Below are 24,185 nucleotides of genomic sequence, written 5' to 3'. Positions count from 1 at the left end.
TTACTTCTTCTTGCCCAGACCGCTCAGACCGCCGGGCAGGCCCATGCCGCCAAGGCCGGGTAGCCCGCCGGGCATACCGCCCATGCCACCAGGAAGGCCCTTGCCGCCACCAATGGCTTTTGCCGCTGCTTCCAGCGCTTTTGGATCCATCTGGCTCGGATCCATTCCAGCCATATCGGGCATGCCGCCGCCTTTGCCGAACATGCCAGACATGGCTTGTTTCAGCATCTTGCCTTTGCCCATCTTGCCCATCTTCTTCATGACGTCGGCCATCTGACGGTGCATTTTCATCAGTTTGTTGAGGTCGGAGACCTGCATACCTGACCCTGCTGCAATGCGCTTCTTGCGAGACGCCTGAAGGAGGGCAGGATTGGCGCGTTCTTTCTTGGTCATCGACTGGATCATGGCGATCTGCTGGCGCAGCACCTTGTCATCAAAACCGGATTCTTCGACCTGTTTTGCCATTTTGGCCATGCCGGGCATCATCTGCATCATGCCCTGCATGCCGCCCATCTGGATCATCTGCTCAAGCTGCATCTTCAGGTCATTCATATTGAAATGACCCTTCATCATGCGCTTCATCATGCGCTCGGCCTGTTCGGCCTCGATGGTTTCCTGGGCTTTTTCAACCAGAGCAACGATATCGCCCATGCCGAGAATCCGGCCTGCGATTCGGTCAGGCTCGAAGGTCTCGATGGCGTCCATCTTCTCGCCAAGACCGACAAAGCGGATGGGTTTACCGGTGACCGCGCGCATCGACAGCGCCGCACCACCGCGGCCGTCGCCGTCCATCCGGGTCAAAACGACGCCGGAGATGCCGATCTTGGCATCGAATTCTTCGGCCACCTCGACCGCGACCTGACCAGTCAACCCGTCAACAACCAGTAGCGTTTCGCGGGGGGAGACGACATCGCGGACGTCCTCAACCTCCTGCATGAGCACTTCGTCGATTTGCAGGCGGCCGGCAGTGTCGAGCATATAGACATCGTAGCCACCCAAGGCGGCCTGCTGTTTGGCGCGCTTAGCGATATCGACAGGTTTCTGACCCGGCACGATAGGCAGCGTGTCGACACCGATCTGAGTGCCAAGTACCGCCAACTGATCCATTGCAGCAGGGCGATACACATCAAGCGACGCCATCAGGACGCGCTTGCCTTCTTTATCTTTCAGACGCTTGGCAAGCTTACCAGTGGTGGTGGTCTTACCAGAACCTTGTAGACCAACCATCAGGATGGGGGCTGGCGGGTTGTCCACTTTCAGCTGGCCCGGATCCTCATCACCGCGCAGTACACCCACCAGCGCGTCGTGGACGATTTTGACAACCTGCTGGCCGGGCGTAACCGATTTGGTCACCGCCTGGCCTGTAGCCTGCTCTTGCACACGTTTCACAAAATCCCGGGCAACCGGCAGCGAGACATCCGCCTCCAGCAGGGCAACGCGGACTTCGCGCAGGGCGGTTTTGACGTCTTCTTCGGACAGCGCGCCCTGTTTGGTCAGCCGGTCAAAGACACCGGATAGGCGTTCGGATAAATTTTCAAACATGCCTTCGGCCTCCTATGCCGGTTTCAACGTGGGCGCCCCACATGTAGGGAGCAAAGGATCCATGCGCAATCACCCCCACGGGCGTAACACGCTGGTGGAGGGCGATCCCTGGCAAGGGCAGGGACCGGAAGACTGTAGCGGCTCCCGGATTTGGGCCATGCGTTACGCGTTTGGCCGCAATGAGTCAACCCGGACCGCTTTGGCCGGGAATAGGTGGCCCGCTGCCATGCGTTGAGCGCAACGGTTGACGCAAGGCACTGCGGTGGGGGAGTATCAGAGTGCGGGGCACGTCTATATACGCGTGCAAGCGCCATCGCATTGCAGGTGCGTGAACAGCGCCTATGCGATGGCTCTTCGGTAGATGTCAGACATGAACAAAAACATGGGTCAGCCAAGCCCCCACTGCAGAGGCAGCTATTCTCAAGGCATCTGGTGCGGCGTTCCTGTCGCATTCCTTCATCGGGCGGCTTTGCAGCCACAGAAGGATCAAGACAGATGCGTGTGTTTACAGTTATCGGCCCCTCTCATTCCGGCAAGACTGAGCTGGCAAAAGCCCTAGCGACACTTCAGGAGCCAGAGCAGAAGCCGCAGCAGGCCACAGGTGTTGCGGAGTTGAGAGCGTTTCCGTTCATGGATGAGGCCTGGGGCGTGATTGATATTGCCGGCGGGGTTGAGAACTTGGCGACGGCAGGGCCGGCGTTGGCAGCCAGCGATGCGGCGGTTGTTTGCGTGTCGGCGGATCCATCTGCCGGGGTTTTGGCCGCGCCTTATCTCAGGATGGTCGAAGAGGCGGGCATTCCCGCCTTTCTTTTTATCAACCGTATGGATCAGGCCGCCGGGCGGGTGGCCGATATCGTCGCCGCGCTGCAAACCTATTGTCGGCACAATATCGTCCTGCGCCAGATACCGATGCGGACTGGGGGGGAGGTGATCGGGGCGGTGGATCTGATATCCGAACGGGCGTGGAAATATCAGGAGGGGCAGCCCTCAGCCCTGGTGGCTTTCCCGGATAGCATCCATGCCCGCGAACGTCAGGCGCGGGGAGAAATGCTGGAAGCGTTGGCCGACTATGACGACGATCTGCTGGAGCAATTGATCGAAGATCGCAAGCCGCTGACAGAAGCGGTCTATGATGTGGCCACCCGTGTCTTGCAGCATAACGATTTGATCCCGGCGCTTTTGGGGTCTGCGCTTCATCGCAACGGGATCCTGCGTCTGATGAAATCCCTGCGCCATGAGGCCCCCGCGGTTGAGGTCGCAGCACAGCGGTTGGCAGCGGACGGGCAGCCTCTGGCCGTGGGGTGTATCGGAGACCTTGTTAAACATCTCGGCAAGACGGTCGTCGTCCGCGCGCTGAGCCAACCGGTGGGAGCGGGGGCGCAGGTTGGAGGTGGCAACCTTGGAGCGATGACGCAGTTGAGGGGGGAGGGTAGGGCTGCGAAAACCGGCGCAAGCGCGCCTGCCACCGGGCGCGCTGCTGGCAATGGCCGCAACCCATCCCCCTCCGGTTCGGGTGACCTTGCACCGGGGGATATCGCGCAAGTTGTGAAATCGGACCATCTGAGCCTTGGGTACGCCTATCTGGAAAACCGTGCCGCGCAATTGCCGCAGTGGGCCCAACCGCGCCCGTCAAGCTATCAGCGGATCGTCACGCCCGTGCACGATCGCGATGATGTCCGGCTGACCGCAGCGCTGGAGCGCATTGCTGAGATTGATACCGGCATGCAGGTCGAACAGGATGAGATCAGCGGGCACGCGCTGCTGCACCTGCAAGGGCCGCTGCATCTGCGCCGTATCCTGGGGCTGCTAAACGACTCGTTCGGTATCGACGTAGGAGATGAGCCTGTGCCGCCCGCCCTGCGGGAGACCATCACGCGGCCGGTCACAATCCATCACCGCCACCGCAAACAATCTGGCGGAGCTGGTCAGTTCGCCGATGTGGTGTTGAGCCTTGCGCCAGCCGCGCGCGGGTCGGGTTTCCAGTTTACCGATGAGGTCAAAGGCGGTGCGGTGCCAAAGGGCTACATTCCGTCAGTAGAGGCGGGTGCGCGCGAGGCGTTGAAGGCGGGTGCCAATGGCCATCCTGTTGTCGATGTGCAGGTGACCCTGAAGGATGGCAAGCATCATTCCGTTGACAGTTCGGACTACGCGTTTCGTACGGCTGGCAAATCTGCGGTTCGTGAGGCGTTGGCGGAGGCGGGGTCGGTTGTACTGCAACCTATCATGCGGGTGGAGATCCACGTCCCTTCAGTCTTCACTGGTGGGCTTGTCCCAGTGGTCAGCGGGATGCAGGGGCAGATACTTGGTTTCGCAGCCCACCCCGAGGCCGCAGGCTGGGACGTGTTTGAAACCCTGCTGCCGGTGGCGGTTCAGGACCAGCTCTGTAGCAGCCTTGCCAGCGCAACTCGCGGAACGGCCTGGTTCTCAAGCGGGTTCGATCACTACGAAGAGGCGCGCCGCACATCCTCTGCGGCAGGTGGCGGGCGCTGACGAAACGCTGATGAGAAAGCAGGCGGAATATCGATGTTCCCCCTTGCATGCCCTCGTGTTTCCCATTGATCTGCGGGCGATATCATTTGTGCAGATCAATGAGGCCACAGTGGACGCATCATCCCAGTTTCAAGACAGCTTGCCTGTTTCTTCCGACAAACTTTTGGCGCAGCTGGATGCGTGGGGCATTAGCTACCGGCTGCACAGTCATGTGCCACTGCGCACTGTCGAGGACGCGAAGGCGGTCGAAGCGGGCTTCATGCAGGCAGGGGAGCGCGCGCTGCGGCTTAAGAACCTCTACCTGCGGGACAAGAAGAAACGCAATCATCTGGTCAGCCTTGAGCAGGACCGCGATGTCGATTTGAAAGCGCTGGCGGCTGATCTGGGACTAGGCAAACTGTCATTTGGATCAGCGGATCGCCTGCTGGAAACCCTTGGTGTGCGCCCCGGCGCTGTGACGCCACTGGCGATGGTCAACGGGGTCAATCAGGATGTGCACTTTTATATGGACAAGGCTGCGCAGCAGGCGGATGTGATCTACATGCATCCTTTGGTGAATGATCGTACCGTTGCCCTGACGCGACAGGCATTTCTGGAGGTGATGGATCGATTGAACGTCACAATCACCTGGGTCTGATGTGGCAGGGCATTTTGTGACCACTGCGCAAATTTGAACCGTTCTCTGGCTAGAACCTGTGGAATGTGCATGGTTGCGGCAAGTAATACGCAGATGAGAGGTGATCATGGAAAACTGGGACGAGGTACGCACCGCCTATCAGGTGGCTCGGATGGGAACCGTGAGCGGCGCCGCCGAGGTGTTGGGCGTCCATCACGCGACAGTCATCCGCCACGTCGATGCGATTGAGGCGCGTCTCGGCGTCAAGCTGTTCCAGCGCCACGCGCGTGGCTACACCCCGACAGAGGCCGGCCAAGATCTGCTGCGGGTGGCGCAGGCCACGGATGATCAGTTTGGTCAGCTGGTTGGTCGGCTCAAAGGGCATGGGGATGCGGTATCCGGCGAATTGGTCGTGACCTCGCTGTCCTCGATGTCGACACTGCTGGTGCCCGCGCTCACGGAATTTCAGCGTCAACACCCCGAGTTGGTGATCCGCTTTCTGACCGGTAGCCGCCTGTTTCGGCTGGAATACGGGGAGGCGCATGTCGCGATCCGCGCCGGATCTCCGCCGGAACAGCCCGACAATGTGGTTCAGCCCTTCATGCGGCAACAACACGGGCTTTACGCCAGTGCCTCATATATTGAACGGTTCGGTCCTCTGAAAGGGCTGGACGATATGTCCAACCATCGGTTCATCTGCAATGACGACATAGATAGCCGGGCGCCTTATTCCCGCTGGTTGCGCGCCCACGCGCCCGAGAGTGCGCTGTCGTTTCGCTGCGTGAACGCCGTCTCGATGCAGGAGGCTCTGCTGGCAGGAGCGGGGATTGGTTTCCTGACCCGCTGGGAGGCGGAGCGGCATCCTGGGTTGACCCAGATGATGGAACCCCTGCCAGAGTGGGCAGGCGAATTGTGGCTTGTCACCCATGTTGATCTGCACCGCACGACAAAGGTGCAGAGTTTCCTCAGCTTCCTGAAAGCCGAAGCCAAGGCCTGGAGCGCATGACACCGAGCTATCGCGGTCATCTCGCAATGCTGGTGTTCTCGGCCTTGGTGGCCGGATCGTTTTCGCTTGGCGCGATGGTGGCCAATGACATCGCTCCCATGGCCCTCAATGCGATTCGGTTTGTGATTGCTGCGGTGGTGATCGGCATTGCGGCACAGCTCACCCATGGCCTGCGCCGCCAAGATTTCGTGGCGACTTGGCGTTTCCTCGTGCTGGGTGGCCTGTTTGCCATCTACTTCGTGCTGATGTTCTACGGATTGCAAACCGCCGCGCCAGTGAGTGCGGCTGCGGTATTTACACTTACACCGGTGCTGAGTGGGGTATTCGGATGGATCCTGCTACGCCAGATCACGACATGGCGGATGGCGCTGGCGTTGGCGATTGGTGCTGTCGGGGCAATCTGGGTGATTTTTCGCGGCGCCCCGTCGGCCATCTGGGCCTTTGAAATTGGCCGTGGAGAGATGATATATTTCTGGGGATGTGTGGCCCACGCCGCCTATACGCCGATGGTGCGCTTGCTGAACCGGGGCGAGCCCGCGGTGGTGTTCACCTTCGGGATGTTGGTCGCGGGCGCAATAATCCTGTTGGTGGTCGGCTGGGGCGACATTCGCGCCACGGATTGGACCGGGCTGTCACCGCTTGTCTGGGTGGTCCTGCTCTATGTCGCGCTGATCGCCAGTGCCGCCACCTTTGTTCTGCTGCAATATGCAACGCTTCATCTGCCCTCAGCCAAGGTCATGGCCTATACCTATCTGACGCCAAGCTGGGTCATCTTGTGGGAAATTGCGCTGGGCCGTCCGGCCCCTAGTGGCATCGTGGCGCTGGGCGTGGTTTGCACCATCTGGGCGCTTTGGTTGCTGCTACAGGAGGGGCGCAGCGCAGTGCCGACTACGCAATCAGGCTAACCCGCCTCACTCGGAGGAGGGATCTGCTGTCGGGCTGCCGAGTTCGGTTTCCAGAAAACGCTCGAACGCGTCCAGATTGACGGGCTCGAACTGACCAAACCCCTGCATCCAGACGGAGGCGGACCGCATGGCGTCCGGCTGCAGTTTGCACCACTTCACGCGGCCACGTTTTTCCTGCGCGATGAGGCCAGCTCGTGTCAGGATCATCAGGTGTTTGGAAATCGCCGCGAGCGACATGTCAAACGGTTCAGCAACATCTGTGACGGCCATGTCGTCCTCCAGCAGCATGGTCAGAATGCTGCGCCGGGTTGGGTCCGCAAGGGCGGCAAATACGGTATCAAGAGGATCGCTCATGCCGACACACCTAAACCGCAAGATGCGGGTCGACAATCCCAAGCCGCTAGCCGCATATCACCGGCAACGACGACAGAGCGCGAAAGAGACATGATATGGCATTGAAATACTGGGCGGCGATCTTTGTACTTGGGATCGGCTGGGGCATGTCCTTCATGTTCAATGCTGTTTTGCTGCGCGAGCTGGGACCATTGTCAGTGTCCATGGGGCGGGTTGGCTTCGGTGCGCTGGGATGTTGGATCTATGTCGTGGCGGCGCGTAAGCGGGTGCCGGACCAACCACGGCGTTGGCTGGCGCTTTTTGGTTTTGGTGTCCTGAGCTATGCGGCGCCCTTTGCCTTCTACGCGCTGGGACAGCAGCATATTGCCAGCGGCGTGGCCGGGATCCTGAATGCGTTTACCCCGGCGCTTGCTGTTATGGTGGCGCATTTCTGGCCGGGTGGAGAGCGGGCGACCTGGCAGAAGTCACTGGGCGTGGTTTTCGGCTTTCTTGGTATTCTAGTCTTGTCATGGCCGCTGCTGCATGGCGGACGCCAGTCCGAGGTCTGGGCTGTGCTCGTTACGCTTTGTGCGCCGCTGTGTTACGCGTTTTCGGTCAATATTGCCCGCCAGTTTCGTGACATCGATCCAGTGGTCCTTGTCGCTGTTGCCTTGACCGGGGCCACTGCGGCCATCACGCCGCTGGCGATTTGGGCCGAAGGTCTGCCGGTGATCACCCGATTGGAGACTTGGGGCGCGTTGTTCATCATCGGTTTCATCCTGACGTCCGCAGCTTTCATCCTGTTCTATTGGGTTCTGCCTCGGGTTGGGCCGACCAATATCACCCTGCCAACGCTGATCGCGCCGGTTTCCGCCTTGGCGATGGGGGCCTGGATTTTGCAGGAGCCACTCAAACTGGAGCATCTGACAGGGATGAGCCTGATCCTGATCGGACTGGTGCTGATCGATGGTCGCCTGCTGCGTAAAATTCGGCGTCGACCGGCTCTCTGATAAAATCAACCTTTTGGTTGAATATGGATTTTGACCGAAAAACCATCGCCTGTTCGCCAGATGGGCAGGAGGTGATGCGATAGGCCTCAGGCATAACTTAATAATTACAATGAGTTGCGCTCGACGTCGCAGGGCTCTCAGGGTTGTTGACTCTGAGGCGAGGACTCCTTAGCACCGCAACAGAATTCACGTGAGGATGGCGACCGTGTCACAAGAGCCAGACAAGCAGCGCTTGGCGCAGCTAGAGGCCAAGTTGGCAGAGGCGCGTAAGGCCCAAGAGCCCAAGCCGCGCGTGGATGAGCATTATTCGACAGCCAATCAGGCTTGGCGGATGGTGATTGAGTTGGTGGCCGGTCTGATGATCGGCTTTGGTATCGGATACGGGTTGGACCTTCTGCTTGGGACCATACCGATCTTTCTGGTGCTGTTCACGATGCTGGGTCTGGCGGCCGGGGTGAAGACAATGCTCCGCAGCGCGCAAGAGATCCAGGAAAAGAAACTGGCCGAAATGGCCGAACAAGATGCGCAGGACCGGGACTGATCCCCCGGCGACAGGAGAAACGGGACAATGGGCAAACTAATCTTTGGTGCAGCTTTTCTGCTGGTACTTGCGTCTGGGCTGTTCTTTGCCCCCGCTATTCCGGGCCTCCAGATCCATCCGACTGACCAGTTCTTGGTCAAGCCGCTGGGTGGCGCAGGTGAGCTGAACTTCTACACCCCGACCAACGTGACCCTCTGGATGGGTCTGGCGATTGTCGCGATCTTCGCGCTGATGGTTCTGGGGTCTGCAAAACGCGCGATTGTCCCGTCGCGCATCCAGTCGGTTGCTGAGCTTGCCTATGGCTTCATCTATAAGATGGTCGAAGACGTGACCGGCAAAGACGGTCTGAAGTTCTTCCCCTATATCATGACCCTGTTCATGTTTATCCTGACCGCGAACATGCTGGGCCTGATCCCGGGCAGCTTCACCACCACATCGCATTTTGCCGTGACTGCAGTTCTGGCCATGCTGGTGTTCGTGACAGTGACCGTGACTGGTTTCGTGCTGCACGGGACTAAGTTTCTGGGCCTGTTCTGGGTTGGCTCCGCACCGCTGGCATTGCGCCCGGTGCTCGCGATCATCGAACTGATTTCCTATTTTGTGCGTCCTGTCAGCCACTGCATTCGTCTTGCAGGTAACGTGATGGCGGGCCACGCGGTTCTGAAGGTATTCGCAGGTTTTGCAGGCGCATTGGGCCTGTTCAGCTTCCTGCCGATCTTTGCCATCACCGCGGTTTACGCACTCGAAGTTCTCGTGGCCTTCATTCAGGCCTACGTGTTCACCATTCTGACCTGCGTGTACCTGAAGGACGCGCTGCACCCGTCGCACTAAGACGCGGTCAGGTCCGAACAATAAGATCCTCAACTTCCAATCGTAAGGAGATACACAATGGAAGGCGAACTCGCACACATCGGCGCTGGCCTGGCTGGCATGGGTACTGGTATTGCTGCACTGGGTGTTGGCAACGTTGCTGCTAACTTCCTGGCAGGCGCTCTGCGCAACCCCTCCGCGGCTGCTTCCCAGACCGCAACCCTCTTCATCGGCATCGCATTTGCAGAAGCTCTGGGCATCTTCTCGTTCCTGGTCGCTCTGCTGCTGATGTTCGCCGTCTAAGACCCTTCGGAACCATTTTCCTTACGGCCGGGCGGTGTGGATGACCGCGCCGCCCGGTGTAACGGCAAGTTCCCTAGGAGGACGACATGGCAACTCAGACGCAGGACGCAGGTCACGGTGCCGCAGAGGCCGCCCACGGTTCGGGCGGTATGCCGCAGCTGGACTTCTCGACCTATGCGAACCAGATCTTCTGGCTCGTGGTCACGCTCGTCGTGATCTATTTCATCCTGTCGCGCATCGCGCTGCCCCGCATTGCGGCAGTGTTGGCCGAGCGTCAGGGAACCATTACCAACGACCTCGCCGCGGCTGAAGACCTGAAGGCCAAAGCCGTGGAGGCCGAAACCGCTTATAACCAAGCTCTGGCAGATGCCCGTGCAGAGGCTCAGCGCATCGCCGCTGAAACCCGTGCGGAAATTCAGGCAGATCTGGATGAGGCCATTGCCAAGGCAGACGCACAGATTGCGGCCAAAGCAGCGGAATCAGAAGCCGTCATCGCCGAGATTAAGGCCGGTGCCATCGCCAGCGTCGAAGCCGTCGCTGTTGATACCGCCGCTGAGATCGTCGCTACCTTTGGTGGCAAGGCAGACGAAAAAGCCGTCGCAGCTGCGGTTGCCGACCGGATGAAAGGATAAGAACATGCGCTCTGTACTGGCTCTTGCTCTGACCTTTGGTGCCACCAGCCCCGCATTCGCGGCGTCCGGCCCGTTCCTGTCGATGAGCAACACCGACTTTGTCGTGACGCTTGCATTCCTGCTGTTCGTCGGCATCCTGCTTTATGCAAAGGTGCCCGGTCTGTTGGGTGGCCAGCTGGACGCTCGCGCCGAAGGCATCAAAAAGGACCTCGAAGAGGCCCGTGCCCTGCGTGAAGAAGCCCAGACCATTCTGGCCTCTTACGAACGCAAGCAGCAGGAAGTTCAGGCGCAGGCTGATCGGATCGTTGCGTCGGCGCGTGAAGATGCTGCGAAAGCAGCTGACCAAGCCAAGGCTGACCTGGAAGTCTCGATTGCGCGTCGCATGACCGCTGCCGAGGAACAGATCACAGCGGCGCAGGACTCCGCGGTGAAAGAAGTGCGCGATCAGGCAATCACTGTTGCAATTGCAGCGGCGGATGCGGTGATCTCGAAACAGATGACAGCGACCGAAGCCAACAAGCTGATCGACGCTGCTATCGCCGACGTGGACGCCAAGCTGCACTAGTTTGCCCTTGCACCTACGCTGTTAAAGAACCCGGCCCAAGTGGCCGGGTTTTTTGTATTCAAATGCGTTGCCTGCGATAACCGCGCACATCCTTACTTCCCCTAAAATGGTGGATTGAACGCAGGCTGAGCGATAGAAGAGAGCGCAAGACCCTGCCCGCTGGCGGGGCTTTCGGTTACCAGAGGAGTCACAGATGCGCGCCCATCCGACAGCCATTGTCAGCCCCAAAGCCAAGATCCACCCGAGTGTCGAAATCGGCCCCTTTTCGATCGTTCATGACAACGTTGAAATTGGCGCGGGGACCAACATCGGAAGCAATTGTGAGCTGGGCGTCGCAACCCGTCTGGGGGATGGCTCTCCGTTGCACATCGGGGAAGAGACGACGATCCGCTCCCACAGCGTTTTCTACGAAAGTTCAAGCTTCGGTGATGGCCTGGTTACCGGGCATCGGGTCACAGTGCGCGAACTCACCCAGGCCGGACGCGGGTTTCAGATTGGCACGTTGAGCGATATCCAGGGTCATTGCACAGTTGGCGACTACGTGCGGCTGCACAGCAACGTGCACATCGGACAAAAGAGCGTCGTTGAAGACTATGTTTGGATCTTTCCCTACGTCGTGCTGACCAATGATCCGCATCCGCCGAGCGAGGTTTTACTGGGTGCGCGGATCAAATCATTTGCCGTGATCGCCACGATGACCACTGTTCTGCCGGGGGTCACTGTCGGGGAGGGGGCCCTGGTGGGTGCGTGCAGCGCCGTGACCAAAGATGTTGCAGACCATCGGATCGCAGTCGGAAATCCCGCCGTTGACCGGGGAGATGCCAATCGGGTTCGCCTGAAGGATGGCACTGACCGGGCGGCCTACCCGTGGAAATCCCATTTCCACCGAGGATATCCCGAGGCCGTCGTTGCCGAGTGGATGGCGTCTTTACCCAAATCCTGATGGGGGTACAGGCTGTTTAAACCTGCGGATGGGCTCGCTCAGGTTTTGCTGATTTCATGCTGCAGACGTTGCTTGGCCACCTCTGCATTGCGCAGGGCGCGCTGATGGTCAGTCAGGGCCTGTTTCACATAGTCCAGATGGGTTTCAACAGCGGCCCGTGCCGCCGACGGGTCGCGGGCCTGTAGCGCGGCGTTGATGGCGCTGTGCTGGGCTAAGAGGGCATCGCGCGTGGTGTGCTGCTGGAACATAACGCGACGATTATAGAAAACACCTTCACGCAGCAGCTCAAACATCGAGCGCATCATATGCAGCATGACCACATTGTGGCTCGCATCCATGATTGCGGAATGAAACTGGGCGTCGAGCGCGGCAGCCTCTTCTGAGATGGCGGGATCACCAGCCTGCTCCATCTTGCCGAAAATCGTCTGGATCACTTCCAAATCGTAATCGGATCCGTATTTGGCGGCGCGCTCAGCGGCCAGGCCTTCCATATCTCGACGAAAGCTGAGGTAGTCGAAAACGGCCTCGTCATGGCTTGCAAACAACTGCACCAAAGCCGGTGAAAACGCAGAGCCAAGCACATCGGCGACAAACACTCCGGCGCCAGCCCGAGAGACCAGCAGACCGCGGTCCTGCAATTCGGCCAGCGCATCGCGCAAGGAGGGCCGTGATACCCCCAGACGCTCCGCCAACTCCCGCTCGGCAGGGAGCCGTTCGCCGGGGGTGAGGATTCCGCGCAGGATGAACTGCTCAATCTGGCGCACGACAGACGCAGAGAGTTTTTCGGGCTGTACTTTTTGAAAGGGCATGCTGTCAGTCTTTTGGATGCGCGATTGGTCAAAACATATGACCACGGGGCCAAGGCCATCGCAAGAGGATGTGCGCCCAATCAGCAGACAGCGCGCCTATTCCATGCTAGGTCGAAGGGACGAGCGAAGACCCAGTCTCATTCGGCGCAGGGATACAGATGCGTGATTTTATCAGGCGAGCGGTTCCATTCCGCTCTATTTTTATGTTCCTTCTTGCTGTTCCGCTTGCAGCCTGCGATACGGCAAGCCCGCATTTCCGTGGTCAAGCGGTGCAGCGGATCACGGTGGAGGGCAGCGTATTTGAGGTGCGCCTGCGCGGATCACTCGCAGAGGCGGTGCGCGTCAATCCTCAATATGCGCCACGCCTTGGCCCAATAAGGAACCGCGCGCAACGTGCCATGGAAATGGCAAGCGGCTGCCCAGTGCGCGATGTCCTGGGCGATCAGGCTGTCCTCGTCGGGCGCTTGGACTGCGGGCGCGGCGAAGCCGCATAATGAAGAGTTATCCACAATATATGGTGGCGATATGACGCTGGCCCAGCGGATTTGGGGGGCGGCCACATTGACAGTGGTGTAACAAACCCATGACACTTACATCCCAATGAATCACAGGATATCGGCTTGCGCTTCTCGAAACTCAGACTGAACGGCTTCAAGAGCTTTGTGGACCCAACGGATCTGTTGATCGCAGATGGCCTGACCGGGGTTGTCGGCCCAAACGGTTGTGGCAAATCCAACCTTCTTGAGGCGCTGCGCTGGGTGATGGGCGAAAATCGCCCAAAGGCAATGCGTGGCGGCGGTATGGAAGACGTGATCTTCGCGGGCACCAGTTCCAGGCCAGCCCGCAATTTTGCCGAAGTCAGCCTGCAGATAGACAACGGTGAGCGGCTGGCCCCATCTGGTTTCAACGAGAGCGACAATCTGGAAATTCTGCGCCGTATCACCCGTGATGTTGGCAGCGCCTACAAGACCAACGGGAAAGATGTGCGCGCGCGCGATGTGCAGATGCTGTTTGCCGATGCCTCAACTGGCGCGCATTCTCCTGCCCTGGTCCGACAGGGGCAAATTGCTGAGTTGATTAACGCCAAGCCGAAGGCACGGCGGCGTATTCTGGAAGAGGCAGCAGGTATCTCTGGCCTCTACCAGCGGCGGCACGAGGCCGAGCTGAAGCTGAAAAACACCGAACAGAACCTGTTGCGCGTCGACGATGTGATTGAACAGCTCGCAGCACAACTCTCGCAGTTGGCCCGTCAGGCGCGTCAGGCACAGCGGTATCGGGATATTGGTGAACAGCTGCGCCGGGCCGAGGGCATGTTGCTCTATCGTCGTTGGCGGGAGGCAGACGACGCGCGGCTGGAAGCTGAAGATATCCTGCGCAGCCGCGAGACCCAGGCGGCCAAGGCAGAGGCGCTGGCCCGTGTTGCTGATGGCAAGCGGCTGGAGGCTGAGAGCGCACTGCCTCCCCTGCGCGAAGAGGAGGCCATTGCTGCCGCCGTCCTGCAACGGCTGTTTGTGCAGCGCGATGCACTGAGTGATCAGGAAGCGCAGGCGCGCCAGACCATCGAAACGCTGACCAACCGCGTGGCGCAGCTTGGCCGCGATATTGAGCGCGAAAGCGGGCTGAACCGGGATGCCGGCGAAACGATTGAACGGCTGGACTGGGAACAGCGTGAACTGGCGCGGGCCGCTATCGGTCACGATGACCGCATGGCTGAGGCAGCCGAGCGGTCGCGAGAAGCAGTCTCGGTGCTTCAGGCTCGCGAAGAACATCTGACAAGCCTGACAGAAGATGTCGCGCGGCTTGCAGCGCGCCATCAATCAGCGCAGCGTCAGGTCGAGGATTGCCGTCGTGCTTTGCTTCGCGCCGAGGAGGACGGGGGCAGTTCCCGCGACGCGATGGCCGAGGCCCGCGATACACTGGCTCAGGCAGAGGCCGCGTTTGAAGCCGCGGTCGAGGCCGAGGAGGAAGCGCGCGCGGCTGCTGAGCTCGCGGATGAGGCGCTCGCTGCGGCCGACGAGGCTCGCAATGATACCCAATCGCGCGAGGCTGAGGCCCGCGCCCGCCGCTCTGAGGCGGAGGGCGAATTGGGTGCACTGCGGGCGGAGGTGACGGCGCTTGCGAAGCTTGTGGAGCGCGATACCGCCGAGGGTGGCCATGTTCTGGACGAGATGCGCGTTGCAGCGGGATACGAGAAAGCGCTTGGCGCGGCTCTTGCCGATGACCTGCGTGCGCCCCTGGCGGAGGTTGATGGGCCGAGCGGTTGGGTCACCTTGCCCCCATATGACGGAGATGCGCCGCTACCAGCGGGGGCGGTGCCGCTCTCACTGCATGTCAGTTGCCCCGATGCGCTGCATCGTCGGATTTCTCAGGTTGGCCTTGTCGATGGGGATGCCGCGCGTGATCTGCATTCACGGCTGATGCCAGGGCAGCGTCTGGTTACTCTGGAAGGCGATCTGTGGCGCTGGGATGGGTTCCGGGCCTGGGCCGAGGATGCGCCAAGTGCAGCGGCGTTAAGGCTGGAGCAGATGAACCGCCTTGAAGCGCTGAAACAGGATATGGAGCATGTCGGCGCGCGCGCGGATGGGGCCAAGGCTGCGCATGAGGTTCTGATGGGCAAGCTGGCGGAGGTCACCACCGCCGATCAGGCCGCGCGTCAGGCGCGCCGGGTTGCCGATCAACGCGTCGCGGATGTGGCGCGCGCGCTGAGCCGGGCTGAAAGCCATCGCAATCTGTCCGAAGGCAAGCTGGAAACCCTTGGCATCGCGGTTGCCCGACATGAAGAGGACGCCGCCGCGGCGCAGGCACAGCTGACGGAAGCGGAAACCGCTGTCGAAGGGCTGGAAGACCTCGCTGAGGCGCGTGCCAAGGTTGAGGATGTAAAACAGGCGGTGGAAGCGGCTCGGATCACCATGCTGACCCATCGGTCGACGCAGGATGAGCTGCGGCGTGAGGGAGAGGCCCGCACCGCACGTGGGCAGCAGGTCACCAAGGATCTCTCCGGGTGGCGCCACCGTCTGGAAAGCGCAGACAGGCGGATTGCCGAGTTGACGGAACGGCGTGCCGCTACCGAGGAAGAGCTGCAAGAGGCGCATGCGGTGCCTGCCGAGATTGCGGAAACCCACGAGGAACTAAACCTTGCCATTGAAGAGGCTGAAGCGCGCAAAGCGGTTGCCTCAGATGCACTGATTGGTGCCGAAACCGTCCTGCGCGATGCCGTTCAAAATGAGCGGGAATGCGCGCGACTGGCCTCTGAGGCGCGCGAGGCACGGGCCCGGTCGGAGGCGCGTTGTGATGCAGCCCGCGAAGCCGTTGGTCATGCCGAGGCGCGTATTCGCGAAGAACAGCAGACAGTACCTGACGATCTGTTGGCCAGCCTTAATGCCACACCTGAAGACATGCCGAACGCGGAGGAGCTGGAGGCAGAGGTCAACCGTCATAAGCGTCAGCGCGACGCACTGGGAGCGGTCAATCTGCGTGCAGAAGAAGATGCGCGCGCGGTCCAGGACGAGCACGACCAATTGGTGCGTGAGAAGGCTGATCTGGAAGAGGCCGTGAAGACGCTAAGGGCGGGCATCGCCAGCCTCAACCGCGAAGGCCGCGAACGGTTGCTGACCGCGTTTGAGGAGGTGAATGCGAGCTTTACCATGCTGTTCACTCATCTCTTCGGCGGCGGGGAGGCCAATCTGGTCATGGTTGAAAGTGATGATCCGCTGGATGCCGGGCTTGAAATCATGTGCCAGCCGCCGGGCAAGAAACTCTCGACGTTGTCACTGCTGTCAGGGGGCGAGCAGACATTGACCGCTATGGCTCTGATTTTCGCGGTGTTTCTGTCCAACCCGGCGCCGATCTGTGTGCTGGACGAGGTGGACGCGCCGCTGGATGATGCCAATGTCACTCGCTTCTGCGATTTGCTGGACGAGATGTGCCGCCAGACCGACACGCGTTTTCTGATCATCACGCACCATGCGGTGACGATGGCGCGGATGGACCGGCTGTTCGGTGTCACGATGCAGGAAAAAGGTGTCAGCCAACTGGTGTCCGTGGATCTCAAGAAAGCCGAGGCGCTAGTCGCCTGACCCCTTGTTCCAACGCGGCGCAGGTTCTATCGTCGGCGCGCCAATGACAGGATTTACAATGAAATTTCTTTCTCTACTGACCGCCGCTGCCCTGTTTGTCCTCCCGGGCCTTGGGCATGCTGAAAACATTCTGGCCAAGGATGCGACCACCCTTGCGCGCTTCTTTGAAACGGAAGGCGTCGAATTTGAGGTCACCACCGATGATGTCGGCGATCCAAAGCTGAAGGTCGACTACTACGGCAATGATTTCTCGATCTATTTCTACGGCTGCGAAAACAACAAGAACTGTGATGCGATCCAGTTTTTCTCCGGTTATCAGACAGATGGCGGCGTGCGTGTGGTCAAGATCAATGAGTGGAACACCGAAAACCGGTTTGGTCGGGCCTATATCTCGGACGAAGGGTCGGCTCGGGTCGAATTGGATGTGTATCTGGGGGACACTGGCATGAACCCCGACGATTTTGCTGAGCTGCTCGGTTATTGGTCGCGGATCGTTCAGGAATTCGAGGACTTCATCAACTGGTGACAACACCTGCCCTGTCACCGAAATGTGAGGTGGGGCCGAGAGAGAATACCGCTAGGCTGGCAGCATGAAACATTTCACGCTGCTGGCCTTTTTTGTACTTCTCGGATCAATCCAAGTGCCGGGCAAGGTCTTGGCGCAGGATGGGGCCATGCGGGTGGGTGATCAGCCCTATGACGAAGAGGCGCTTGCTGCGCTGCCGGGGCAATCATTTGTTTTTTATGATGATGGTGAGGCGCTGTTCGGGGACGACGGAGCCTATTCCTACACTTATTCAGCGGCGAATGGCGGTGGCACTGCATGGGGCAGCTATCGTGTCGCGCAGGATGGTCAGGTCTGTGTGACTTTCGTCAACGGTATGTCCCGTTGCGATCAATATGTGACCAACCGGGATCGCACTGTGGTCATTACCTCTGAGGGGCAGAGGTTTCCGGTGCGATCATCGCAAATTCCCTGAGACACAATCCCGCGGAAACCGCCCCCGGAGGCGATCTCCCTAATAGATCAGAGACGCGCCAACAGCGCTGGTGTTGGCCAGGCGTCAGCGGGGAGGCCAAGGCGTTGTTGTTCTTTTTGGACAGCAACACGTGTCTTGGCGCCGAGGATCCCGTCGACATCACCAACGTCATGACCGCGCGCCTGAAGCTTGCGCTGCAACTGTTCCATTTGTTTTGCCGCAAGGCCGGTGTCGGGGGTGCCTGCATCGTAACTCGCAGCGCCCGACAGCCGGGTCGCAAAATAGGCTGCAGTCAGCACATAGGTAAAGCTCTGGTTCCATTCGAAATAGACGTCGAAATTGGGGTAGGCGAGGAAGGCAGGCCCTTTGTGCCCCTGCGGCAAAATCAGCGCCGCCTTGGTGCCGCGCTCCGCCAGTCGACCACTACGGGGGCTTATGCCCAATGCCTGCCAGTCAGCGACTGTCTCCTTGTGGTGGACACCACTGAGGCTCAGGTCCAGATCAGCCGGGATCGACACCTCCTGCAACCAGGGCTCATTTGGGCGCCACCCCAAATGAGAGAGCATCTTTGCGCCGGACATCAATGCATCCGGGGCGGACGTCTTGAGGCTGACATGGCCGTCACCATCGGCATCGACACCGTTTTCGAGAATATCACCGGGCAGCATCTGGACCATGCCGATTTCACCGGCCCAGGCGCCGGTGGTGCGGCGCGGATCAAAGTTGTCCTGACGGAACAATTCCAGCGCGGCAAAGACCTGTGGGCGGAACAGCTCCGGCCGACGGCAATCATGGGCCAGGGTCACCAGCGCATTCAACGTGTTGAAATTTCCCTGCACGGCGCCGTAATCGGTTTCAAAGGCCCAGAACGCGAGTAAAACGCTGCGATCAATGCCGTAGGTCGTTTCTATCCTGCGGAATGTGGCGTCGTATTTGCGCGACATCGCCTGACCACGGTCCAGGCGGCTCTTGGAGATCAACCGGCGCGAAAACTCAATGAAGGGTTTCTGGAACACGCCCTGCGCGCGGTCGGCCTTTAGGACTGCGGGATCTTGGCGCACGTTCTCAAAGAAACGATTGACCGTGGCGCTGTCATAGCCTCCCGTCAGCGCCTCTTCCTTCATCAGCTGAACGAAATTGCGAAACCCGCCACCACATTGCGCATGGGCCTGAAGCGGAAGCAGAAATGAGATAAGGGCGAGAATGCTGGGGCGCAACACAGGTGGCGTGTCCTTTTTGAGAGTGCTGCCCCTTGTTAGCTACAACAGCGCGGCAATGGCAACCGTTAGCGCAAGCCCGAAGGCCCAAGAAGCCCATAGAAGATGTATGCAGCGCATGATGCTGTGGGCGCTGGCGCTTTTGGAGCCACTGTCGTTGACCCAGGCGAAGTCCTGCAGTTTCCCATCGTAGGATCGCGGACCGGCGAGTGCGATCCGCAACGCGCGCGCCATTGCGGCTTCGGGCCAGCCAGCATTCGGGGAGCGGTGGCGGCGGGCATCCTGGGCAATGTCAGGCCAGCTGCGCAATACCAGGCCAACGGTGGCGATCATCAGTGCGGACAGGCGCGCCGGGATCAGGTTCAGCAGGTCGTCCAACCTGGCCGATGCCCAGCCGAAATTTCTGTGCCGTGGCGTCTTGTAGCCAATCATGCTGTCGGCTGTATTGGTGATCTTGTAGATCATCAAACCCGGCAGGCCACCAATCAGAAACCAGAATGCAGGGGCGACCACACCGTCGGAAAAATTCTCTGCCCCGCTTTCGATGGCGGAACGGGCAATCTGCGGCGTGGTCATGCCGGTGGTGTCGCGGCTGACAATCATCGCAACGGCCTCGCGGCCTTCTGTCAGATCAAGACGCAGCCCATCGGCGACGGCCTCGACGTGGTCGCAAAGCGACCGCTGCGCCAGCAAGATGGCGGCGATAAGGATTTGAACCAAGGGGCCGAACAGGGTCAGCAGCCAGCCAAGCCAGCCCGCTGATACAACAAGAAGCGTTATGGCAAGAACGCCACGTGCTTTGCGCTGTTTTCCGGTGTTTAATGTCTGGTCGACGAGAGACACAGCACGGCCCATCAATACCGCAGGATGAGGCAGCCGTGACCAGAGCCAACGCGGCTCCCCAAAAATGGCATCCAGCAGCAGCGCTGGTATCAACAGGGCGGCAGTGGTCACAGAGCAGCCTCAAGCCGTTCCCAACCTTCACCCGTCGGCAGACCAAGCCGCAGATAGGTTTTGGAATATGGAAAAATACGCGTCCAGATCTGAGCGGAGGCGAGCCGGGCATGCCATGCAGCGGCATCGTCAACGTCATACAGACGAAACAGATCAGTGCCGCCGACCAGTTTCGCTCCTTTTCCGGTCACCATCTTATCCAGACGTTTTGCGTCCTGCTGCAAGCGCGCCCGCGTGGTCTCTGCCCAGTCGGCATCTCTTAGGGCCTGGGCGCCGATGCGCAGCGCCGGGCCGGAGACAGCCCACGGTCCTTGCCAGGCTGCGAGGTTGCCGATCAGGCTGGGATCACCAATGGCAAACCCCAGCCGCAGTCCCGCGAGGCCCCAGAATTTGCCAAAGCTCTTGAGGATAACAACGCCGGGGCGGTTGGCCAGATGCATCAGGCTGTCTGCGGGGCAGACATCACAGAAACTCTCATCGATGACGACCAACGGGGCCTGCACATCTTCGGCGCTCCAGCGGCGGCCATCGGGATTGTTTGGATGAACCAGCACACAGGCTTCGGCGGGGCCAGCGGTGACAGTCTGCCATCCTCGCGCGGCGAAGGCTGCGGCGTGCTCATTGTAGGTTGGTGGTGTTATCTGAACCCACCGGGGGTCGGCCAAGGCCGGAATGGCGGCGATGAGAGCTGAGGCGCCGGGGGCTGCCAGAACTGCAGCCTCTTGCGGCACATTCCAGAAGTGACGCGCGGCGGTCACCAAATCAGTCATTGCCGCCTGATCGGGCAGGGCGCCCCAATCCGCGGCAGTCAGATCAGGGACAGGGTAGGGTACAGGGTTGATCCCGGTCGAGATATCGACCCAGTCGCTGGCTACACCACCAAATTCAGAAATCGCGGCGCTGAGGTTGCCGCCGTGGTCCCTTTTGGGGACCTCTGTCAGATCCAGCATGCCTGTCATCTTGGGCCTTAACAAATGAACCAGAACCGAGGGCCAGAAATATGCCGACCCAATACCGCCGTATGGAACAGCAATTGCGAGAAAGCAACCATAGCGTCTCGGGATCAACAATTCACTAATATCGGGGAGTCTCCCCTTAATAAATCACCTTATACGTGTATTTTTTGATGAGCACTCTGGACATTTCACACAGGCTGCAGTGGGGCAGAGGCGGAACGTCTATCGGGGCCCGGTTGGCGTTCTTCCGCCTCGATTCTCTCACCGGGACCGTAAGATTGGCGCCGCGTTGCGCCAGCACTTTCAGAGATTTAGGAGACAATCACGATGGGCCTGCCGAATTGTCGCTGCGCATATGGCGTACCACGAATGCCCAATCGGGGGGGATTATCGCCCCCCTCGTTGATGAGCGTCCTGGTGTTCAGTCGCGACCGTGTGGGGCCATCCAGTCGATACGTGGATTGGTTGGGATGATCCGATGAGGATTTATGGTGTCATGACTGTAGTGATAGTGGCGCACGATGTGATCCATCCCGACGGTGTCTGACACACCGGGCCACTGATAAAGCGCACGCGTATAAGCCCAAAGATGCGGATAATTTATCAAGCGCCGACGGTTACATTTGAAATGCAGATGGTAGACAGGATCGAAGCGGACCAACGTGGTAAACAGCCGCCAGTCTGCCTCGGTCAGCCTGTCACCCAGAAGGAAGCGATGATCAGACAGGATGTCTTCGAGCCAGTCCAAAGTGTCAAATAGTGGGTCGATCGCGGCGTCATACGCCGCCTGTGTGGTGGCAAAACCGCATTTGTAAACACCGTTGTTCAAGGTGGAATAGACCCGGCTGTTCACGGCCTCAATCGGTTCTCGCAGTTCCTCCGGCCAATAGTCATCGTGATTGCCGGTGATCTCGTCAAAGGCGCTGTTGAACATGCGAATGATGTCGGCGCTTTCGTTTGAGACGATGGTATTTTCCTTTTTATCCCAAAGAATTGGAACCGTGACCCGGCCAGAGTATTGCGGGTCGGCGCGGGTGTATATCTGGTGCACATGGTCATATCCGAACAGGTGGTCCCCGGTGGCGCCATGGTCGTCCTTGGCAAGGCTCCAGCCCTTGTCCAGCATGTCCGGGTGGACAACGGAAACGGTGATGTGATCGGTCAGCGCTTTTAGCTGGCGAAAGATGAGTGTGCGATGCGCCCAAGGGCAGGCCAGCGAAACATAGAGATGGTAGCGTCCGCTTTCGGCGGCAAAGCCACCTTTGCCGGATGGTCCTACCTGTCCATCTCTGGTGACCCAATTACGAAACTGCGCCTGCGAGCGTTTGAACGCGCCACCGGATGACGCGGTGTCGTACCATTGGTCGTGCCAGACGCCATCAATCAAGAGGCCCATCGAAAACTCCTATGCGCTGTGGATACATATTGTTCGCTGTAACCTAGGCGGCGTAGACGCCTGCGCCCATGGCCGTCGGCGCGCAGCTTCCCTGCGCCAATGCACAGCTGGCAGGTGCGCGACATTCTGGGGGCGCTACTGGTGCTTTGCTCTCGCGCACCTAAAGTGGTGCTGCGGCCAACGCGTGGAAATGACTCAAAAAGTTCACTTGATTTTATCCTTTGTGCGTTCACACTTGTAAGGAACAGGGCAAAATGCCCACCTGCTCTGGCAGTCAGTCGCGCGGCGGCGGATGTCAGAGCGGTATCAGATCGAGAGGTCACGGCCATGACGACATTTGTTCCCCAATCGGTACAGGACGCGCTGGATGCTGCGCGGCTGGATGGTATGAAAAACAAGAGCCGCCTGCGGGTGGCTGCCGGTGATCATGTCTTTCCCGTGCTGCGCATGTGGAAAGATGGGTTTTCGGTAGAGGCGGCAGATGCGCCGCAGCTTCGCGGGCTGGTCGACCTCTACGATGGAACCCGCCACCTATCGCAGTGCCTGATCGTGGCTTCGGACGAAGAAGCGGGTGAAATGCGCTATGAGTTCAAACGCGCGACGCCGGCAGCGGATCAGGCCCCACTGGATTTCTACCGCGCACCAGATGCGCCTGTTGCACTGATCGCACAGGATGACATGCGGCTGTGAGCATGGCTGGGCCTTGGCGCTGACCTGACAAGCAAAATGAACCAGTGAAGTAATTCGAAAGGGGACCACGACTACGTGATCCCCTTTTCTACTTTGCGTTTCTACGGGGCGTTTTGGTCTGACATGGGCCGGGCCTTTGCCAACCGCAACGCTGCTATTGCAGGTCGGAGAACGCGTTGCGCAGCCGTTCGCAAGCCTCTTCCACCCGCGCGCGTTGCGTGCCGAGGTTGAAGCGCAGGAAAGTGTCGCCACCAGTGCCAAAACTCGGACCGTGATTGGCGGCAATCTTGGCGCTCTGTTCTACCCGTTTGGTAAATTCCTCGCGGCTCATGCCGGTGCCAGAGAAATCGACCCAAGCGAGATAGGTCGCCTCCAGACGGGTGGAGCGTAGACCCGGGATCTCATTCACAGCAGCATCGAAGAGCTGGCGATTGCCATCAAGGTAGGGCACCAGCTCATCCACCCAGGCGGCGCCTTCGGGAGAATAGGCTGCTGCCGTTGCCCATTGGCCAGGGGAATTTGGCGAGAGGGCCAGCGCCAGCATCCGGCGAGAGAATTGCGCACGCAGATCGGGATCCGGAATGATGACCTGCCCAGTGTGCATGCCTGCAAAGTTGAAGGTTTTGGACGGCGCGGTCAGCATGAGCAGGCGGTCAGTGATGTCCGGCGCTGCGTTCTGCATCGGGATATGTGTGGCACCGTCGAAGACCAGATCGTGATGAATTTCGTCCGACAGCAGGATCAGATCGTGCCGCTTGGCAAAATCCGCAACGCCGCGCAGCTCTTCCTCGGTCCAGACACGGCCAACCGGATTATGCGGCGAGCAGAGGATGACCATTTTCTCGGTGCCGGTCATCTGTGCGTCATAAGCCGCGAAATCCATCTCATACCGTCCGTCATTGACGGCGAGTTCACATTCCACCACGTTGCGCCCGGCGTTGCGGATGACCTTGGCAAAAGCGTGATAGACCGGTGTGAAGAGCACGATCCCGTCGCCCGGTTGCGTGTAGGTGTCCAAGCACATGCCGACGCCGTTCACCAAGCCTGTGGTGGTGAAAATCGCCTCCGGATCGACCGACCATCCGTGGCGGTTCTGCATCCACCAGCAGATCGCGGATTTGTAGGGGTGGTCGCAATTTACGTATCCATAGACGCCGTGGTCTGCCATCTCGCGCATCTTGTCGGTCACCACCGATGGAACTGCGAAATCCATATCCGCAACCCACATCGACAGGCCCTCGTCGCGCGGCACATTGTAGAGGTCCTCCATCATGTCCCACTTGATGCAATGTGTGTTCCGGCGGTCAATGATCTTGTCAAAATCCATGTCTGAACTCCCGTTGTTCCCGGGCGAAGCTAACGGCAATCCAGCCACGCGCAAGGGGGGCGTTGCAGGGCGGGCGTCAATGGC

The 24,185-nt window shown here is 59.6% G+C and carries 24 protein-coding genes; 16 read left to right on the top strand and 8 right to left on the bottom strand.

Annotated elements, in window-relative coordinates; all coding sequences use genetic code 11:
• Positions 1-1,542, bottom strand: coding sequence for a signal recognition particle protein (gene ffh, locus D1820_RS10780; RefSeq protein WP_118068980.1), 1,542 nt, complete (start codon positions 1,540-1,542; stop codon positions 1-3).
• A gap of 495 nt (positions 1,543-2,037) precedes the next feature.
• Between ffh and D1820_RS10775 the strand changes: the two genes are divergently transcribed.
• The 4 genes from D1820_RS10775 to D1820_RS10760 all read left to right on the top strand — a co-directional run bounded on the left by D1820_RS10775 (position 2,038) and on the right by D1820_RS10760 (position 6,559).
• Positions 2,038-4,032, top strand: a complete 1,995-nt coding sequence (locus D1820_RS10775; RefSeq protein ID WP_118068978.1) for an elongation factor G — start codon at positions 2,038-2,040, stop codon at positions 4,030-4,032.
• A gap of 109 nt (positions 4,033-4,141) precedes the next feature.
• The gene (locus tag D1820_RS10770) at positions 4,142-4,669 is read left to right on the top strand and encodes a prolyl-tRNA synthetase associated domain-containing protein (RefSeq protein WP_118070146.1); all 528 of its coding nucleotides are present in this window, start codon (positions 4,142-4,144) and stop codon (positions 4,667-4,669) included.
• Between the two features lie 106 nt (positions 4,670-4,775).
• Positions 4,776-5,654, top strand: coding sequence for a LysR family transcriptional regulator (locus D1820_RS10765; RefSeq protein ID WP_014878859.1), 879 nt, complete (start codon positions 4,776-4,778; stop codon positions 5,652-5,654).
• Entirely contained in the window at positions 5,651-6,559 is a 909-nt protein-coding gene (locus tag D1820_RS10760) for a DMT family transporter (protein ID WP_118068977.1), read from the top strand. Before D1820_RS10765 ends, D1820_RS10760 begins: the two co-directional genes overlap by 4 nt.
• Positions 6,560-6,565: 6 nt before the next feature.
• Here the strand turns inward: D1820_RS10760 and D1820_RS10755 are convergent, their stop codons facing one another.
• Positions 6,566-6,913 (bottom strand): helix-turn-helix transcriptional regulator, encoded by a 348-nt coding sequence (locus D1820_RS10755; RefSeq protein WP_040181755.1) that lies wholly within the window; start codon positions 6,911-6,913, stop codon positions 6,566-6,568.
• Between the two features lie 95 nt (positions 6,914-7,008).
• Between D1820_RS10755 and D1820_RS10750 the strand changes: the two genes are divergently transcribed.
• From D1820_RS10750 to D1820_RS10720, 7 genes are all read left to right on the top strand, one after another.
• On the top strand, positions 7,009-7,902 hold the full coding sequence (locus D1820_RS10750) for a DMT family transporter (protein ID WP_118068975.1): 894 nt from the start codon (positions 7,009-7,011) through the stop codon (positions 7,900-7,902).
• 196 nt (positions 7,903-8,098) lie between these two features.
• A complete protein-coding gene (locus tag D1820_RS10745) occupies positions 8,099-8,443 on the top strand; it encodes an AtpZ/AtpI family protein (protein ID WP_014876092.1) in 345 nt (114 codons plus the stop codon).
• Positions 8,444-8,470: 27 nt separating this feature from the next.
• Complete coding sequence (locus D1820_RS10740; RefSeq protein WP_040176175.1) at positions 8,471-9,274, top strand: F0F1 ATP synthase subunit A; 804 nt, start codon at positions 8,471-8,473, stop codon at positions 9,272-9,274.
• 57 nt (positions 9,275-9,331) lie between these two features.
• Positions 9,332-9,556 (top strand): F0F1 ATP synthase subunit C, encoded by a 225-nt coding sequence (locus tag D1820_RS10735; RefSeq protein WP_008562443.1) that lies wholly within the window; start codon positions 9,332-9,334, stop codon positions 9,554-9,556.
• Positions 9,557-9,642: 86 nt separating this feature from the next.
• Positions 9,643-10,188: a F0F1 ATP synthase subunit B' gene (locus D1820_RS10730; RefSeq protein WP_014876090.1), complete on the top strand. Its 546-nt coding sequence runs from the start codon at positions 9,643-9,645 to the stop codon at positions 10,186-10,188.
• A 4-nt stretch (positions 10,189-10,192) separates the two neighbouring features.
• Positions 10,193-10,753, top strand: a complete 561-nt coding sequence (locus D1820_RS10725; protein WP_024095749.1) for a F0F1 ATP synthase subunit B — start codon at positions 10,193-10,195, stop codon at positions 10,751-10,753.
• Positions 10,754-10,946: 193 nt separating this feature from the next.
• Positions 10,947-11,696, top strand: coding sequence for an acyltransferase (locus D1820_RS10720; protein ID WP_118068974.1), 750 nt, complete (start codon positions 10,947-10,949; stop codon positions 11,694-11,696).
• A gap of 38 nt (positions 11,697-11,734) precedes the next feature.
• On the opposite strand, the gene D1820_RS10715 is transcribed toward D1820_RS10720, so the two are convergent.
• Positions 11,735-12,505: a FadR/GntR family transcriptional regulator gene (locus tag D1820_RS10715; protein ID WP_118068972.1), complete on the bottom strand. Its 771-nt coding sequence runs from the start codon at positions 12,503-12,505 to the stop codon at positions 11,735-11,737.
• Between the two features lie 158 nt (positions 12,506-12,663).
• On the opposite strand from D1820_RS10715, the gene D1820_RS10710 reads away from it, so the two are divergent.
• The 4 genes from D1820_RS10710 to D1820_RS10695 all read left to right on the top strand — a co-directional run bounded on the left by D1820_RS10710 (position 12,664) and on the right by D1820_RS10695 (position 17,561).
• Positions 12,664-12,999 carry a hypothetical protein gene (locus tag D1820_RS10710; protein ID WP_118068970.1) on the top strand — a complete coding sequence of 112 codons (336 nt, stop codon included), beginning with the start codon at positions 12,664-12,666 and terminating at the stop codon, positions 12,997-12,999.
• A gap of 126 nt (positions 13,000-13,125) precedes the next feature.
• Complete coding sequence (locus D1820_RS10705) at positions 13,126-16,581, top strand: chromosome segregation SMC family protein (protein ID WP_118068969.1); 3,456 nt, start codon at positions 13,126-13,128, stop codon at positions 16,579-16,581.
• A 58-nt stretch (positions 16,582-16,639) separates the two neighbouring features.
• Complete coding sequence (locus D1820_RS10700) at positions 16,640-17,107, top strand: YbjN domain-containing protein (protein ID WP_096872736.1); 468 nt, start codon at positions 16,640-16,642, stop codon at positions 17,105-17,107.
• A 64-nt stretch (positions 17,108-17,171) separates the two neighbouring features.
• Positions 17,172-17,561, top strand: coding sequence for a hypothetical protein (locus D1820_RS10695; RefSeq protein WP_118068967.1), 390 nt, complete (start codon positions 17,172-17,174; stop codon positions 17,559-17,561).
• Between the two features lie 47 nt (positions 17,562-17,608).
• On the opposite strand, the gene D1820_RS10690 is transcribed toward D1820_RS10695, so the two are convergent.
• The 4 genes from D1820_RS10690 to D1820_RS10675 form a co-directional block, all read right to left on the bottom strand.
• A complete protein-coding gene (locus D1820_RS10690; RefSeq protein ID WP_118068966.1) occupies positions 17,609-18,781 on the bottom strand; it encodes a lytic murein transglycosylase in 1,173 nt (390 codons plus the stop codon).
• A 39-nt stretch (positions 18,782-18,820) separates the two neighbouring features.
• Positions 18,821-19,732, bottom strand: coding sequence for an adenosylcobinamide-phosphate synthase CbiB (cbiB, locus tag D1820_RS10685; protein WP_118068964.1), 912 nt, complete (start codon positions 19,730-19,732; stop codon positions 18,821-18,823).
• The gene (cobD, locus tag D1820_RS10680; protein WP_162894089.1) at positions 19,729-20,682 is read right to left on the bottom strand and encodes a threonine-phosphate decarboxylase CobD; all 954 of its coding nucleotides are present in this window, start codon (positions 20,680-20,682) and stop codon (positions 19,729-19,731) included. Before cobD ends, cbiB begins: the two co-directional genes overlap by 4 nt.
• 427 nt (positions 20,683-21,109) lie before the next feature.
• Complete coding sequence (locus D1820_RS10675) at positions 21,110-22,084, bottom strand: glutathione S-transferase family protein (RefSeq protein WP_118068962.1); 975 nt, start codon at positions 22,082-22,084, stop codon at positions 21,110-21,112.
• A gap of 327 nt (positions 22,085-22,411) precedes the next feature.
• Here D1820_RS10675 and D1820_RS10670 point away from each other — a divergent pair, with 327 nt between their 5' ends.
• Positions 22,412-22,774 (top strand): hypothetical protein, encoded by a 363-nt coding sequence (locus D1820_RS10670; RefSeq protein WP_118068960.1) that lies wholly within the window; start codon positions 22,412-22,414, stop codon positions 22,772-22,774.
• A 154-nt stretch (positions 22,775-22,928) separates the two neighbouring features.
• On the opposite strand, the gene D1820_RS10665 is transcribed toward D1820_RS10670, so the two are convergent.
• A complete protein-coding gene (locus D1820_RS10665) occupies positions 22,929-24,101 on the bottom strand; it encodes a MalY/PatB family protein (protein WP_118068959.1) in 1,173 nt (390 codons plus the stop codon).
• Between the last annotated feature and the right edge of the window lie 84 nt (positions 24,102-24,185).

Origin of the sequence: Phaeobacter sp. LSS9 (assembly GCF_003443595.1) — a bacterium.
Classification (GTDB): domain Bacteria; phylum Pseudomonadota; class Alphaproteobacteria; order Rhodobacterales; family Rhodobacteraceae; genus Phaeobacter; species Phaeobacter piscinae.
The sequence above is the reverse complement of the archived record's forward strand: the minus strand, read 5'-3'. Positions and strand labels throughout refer to the sequence as shown.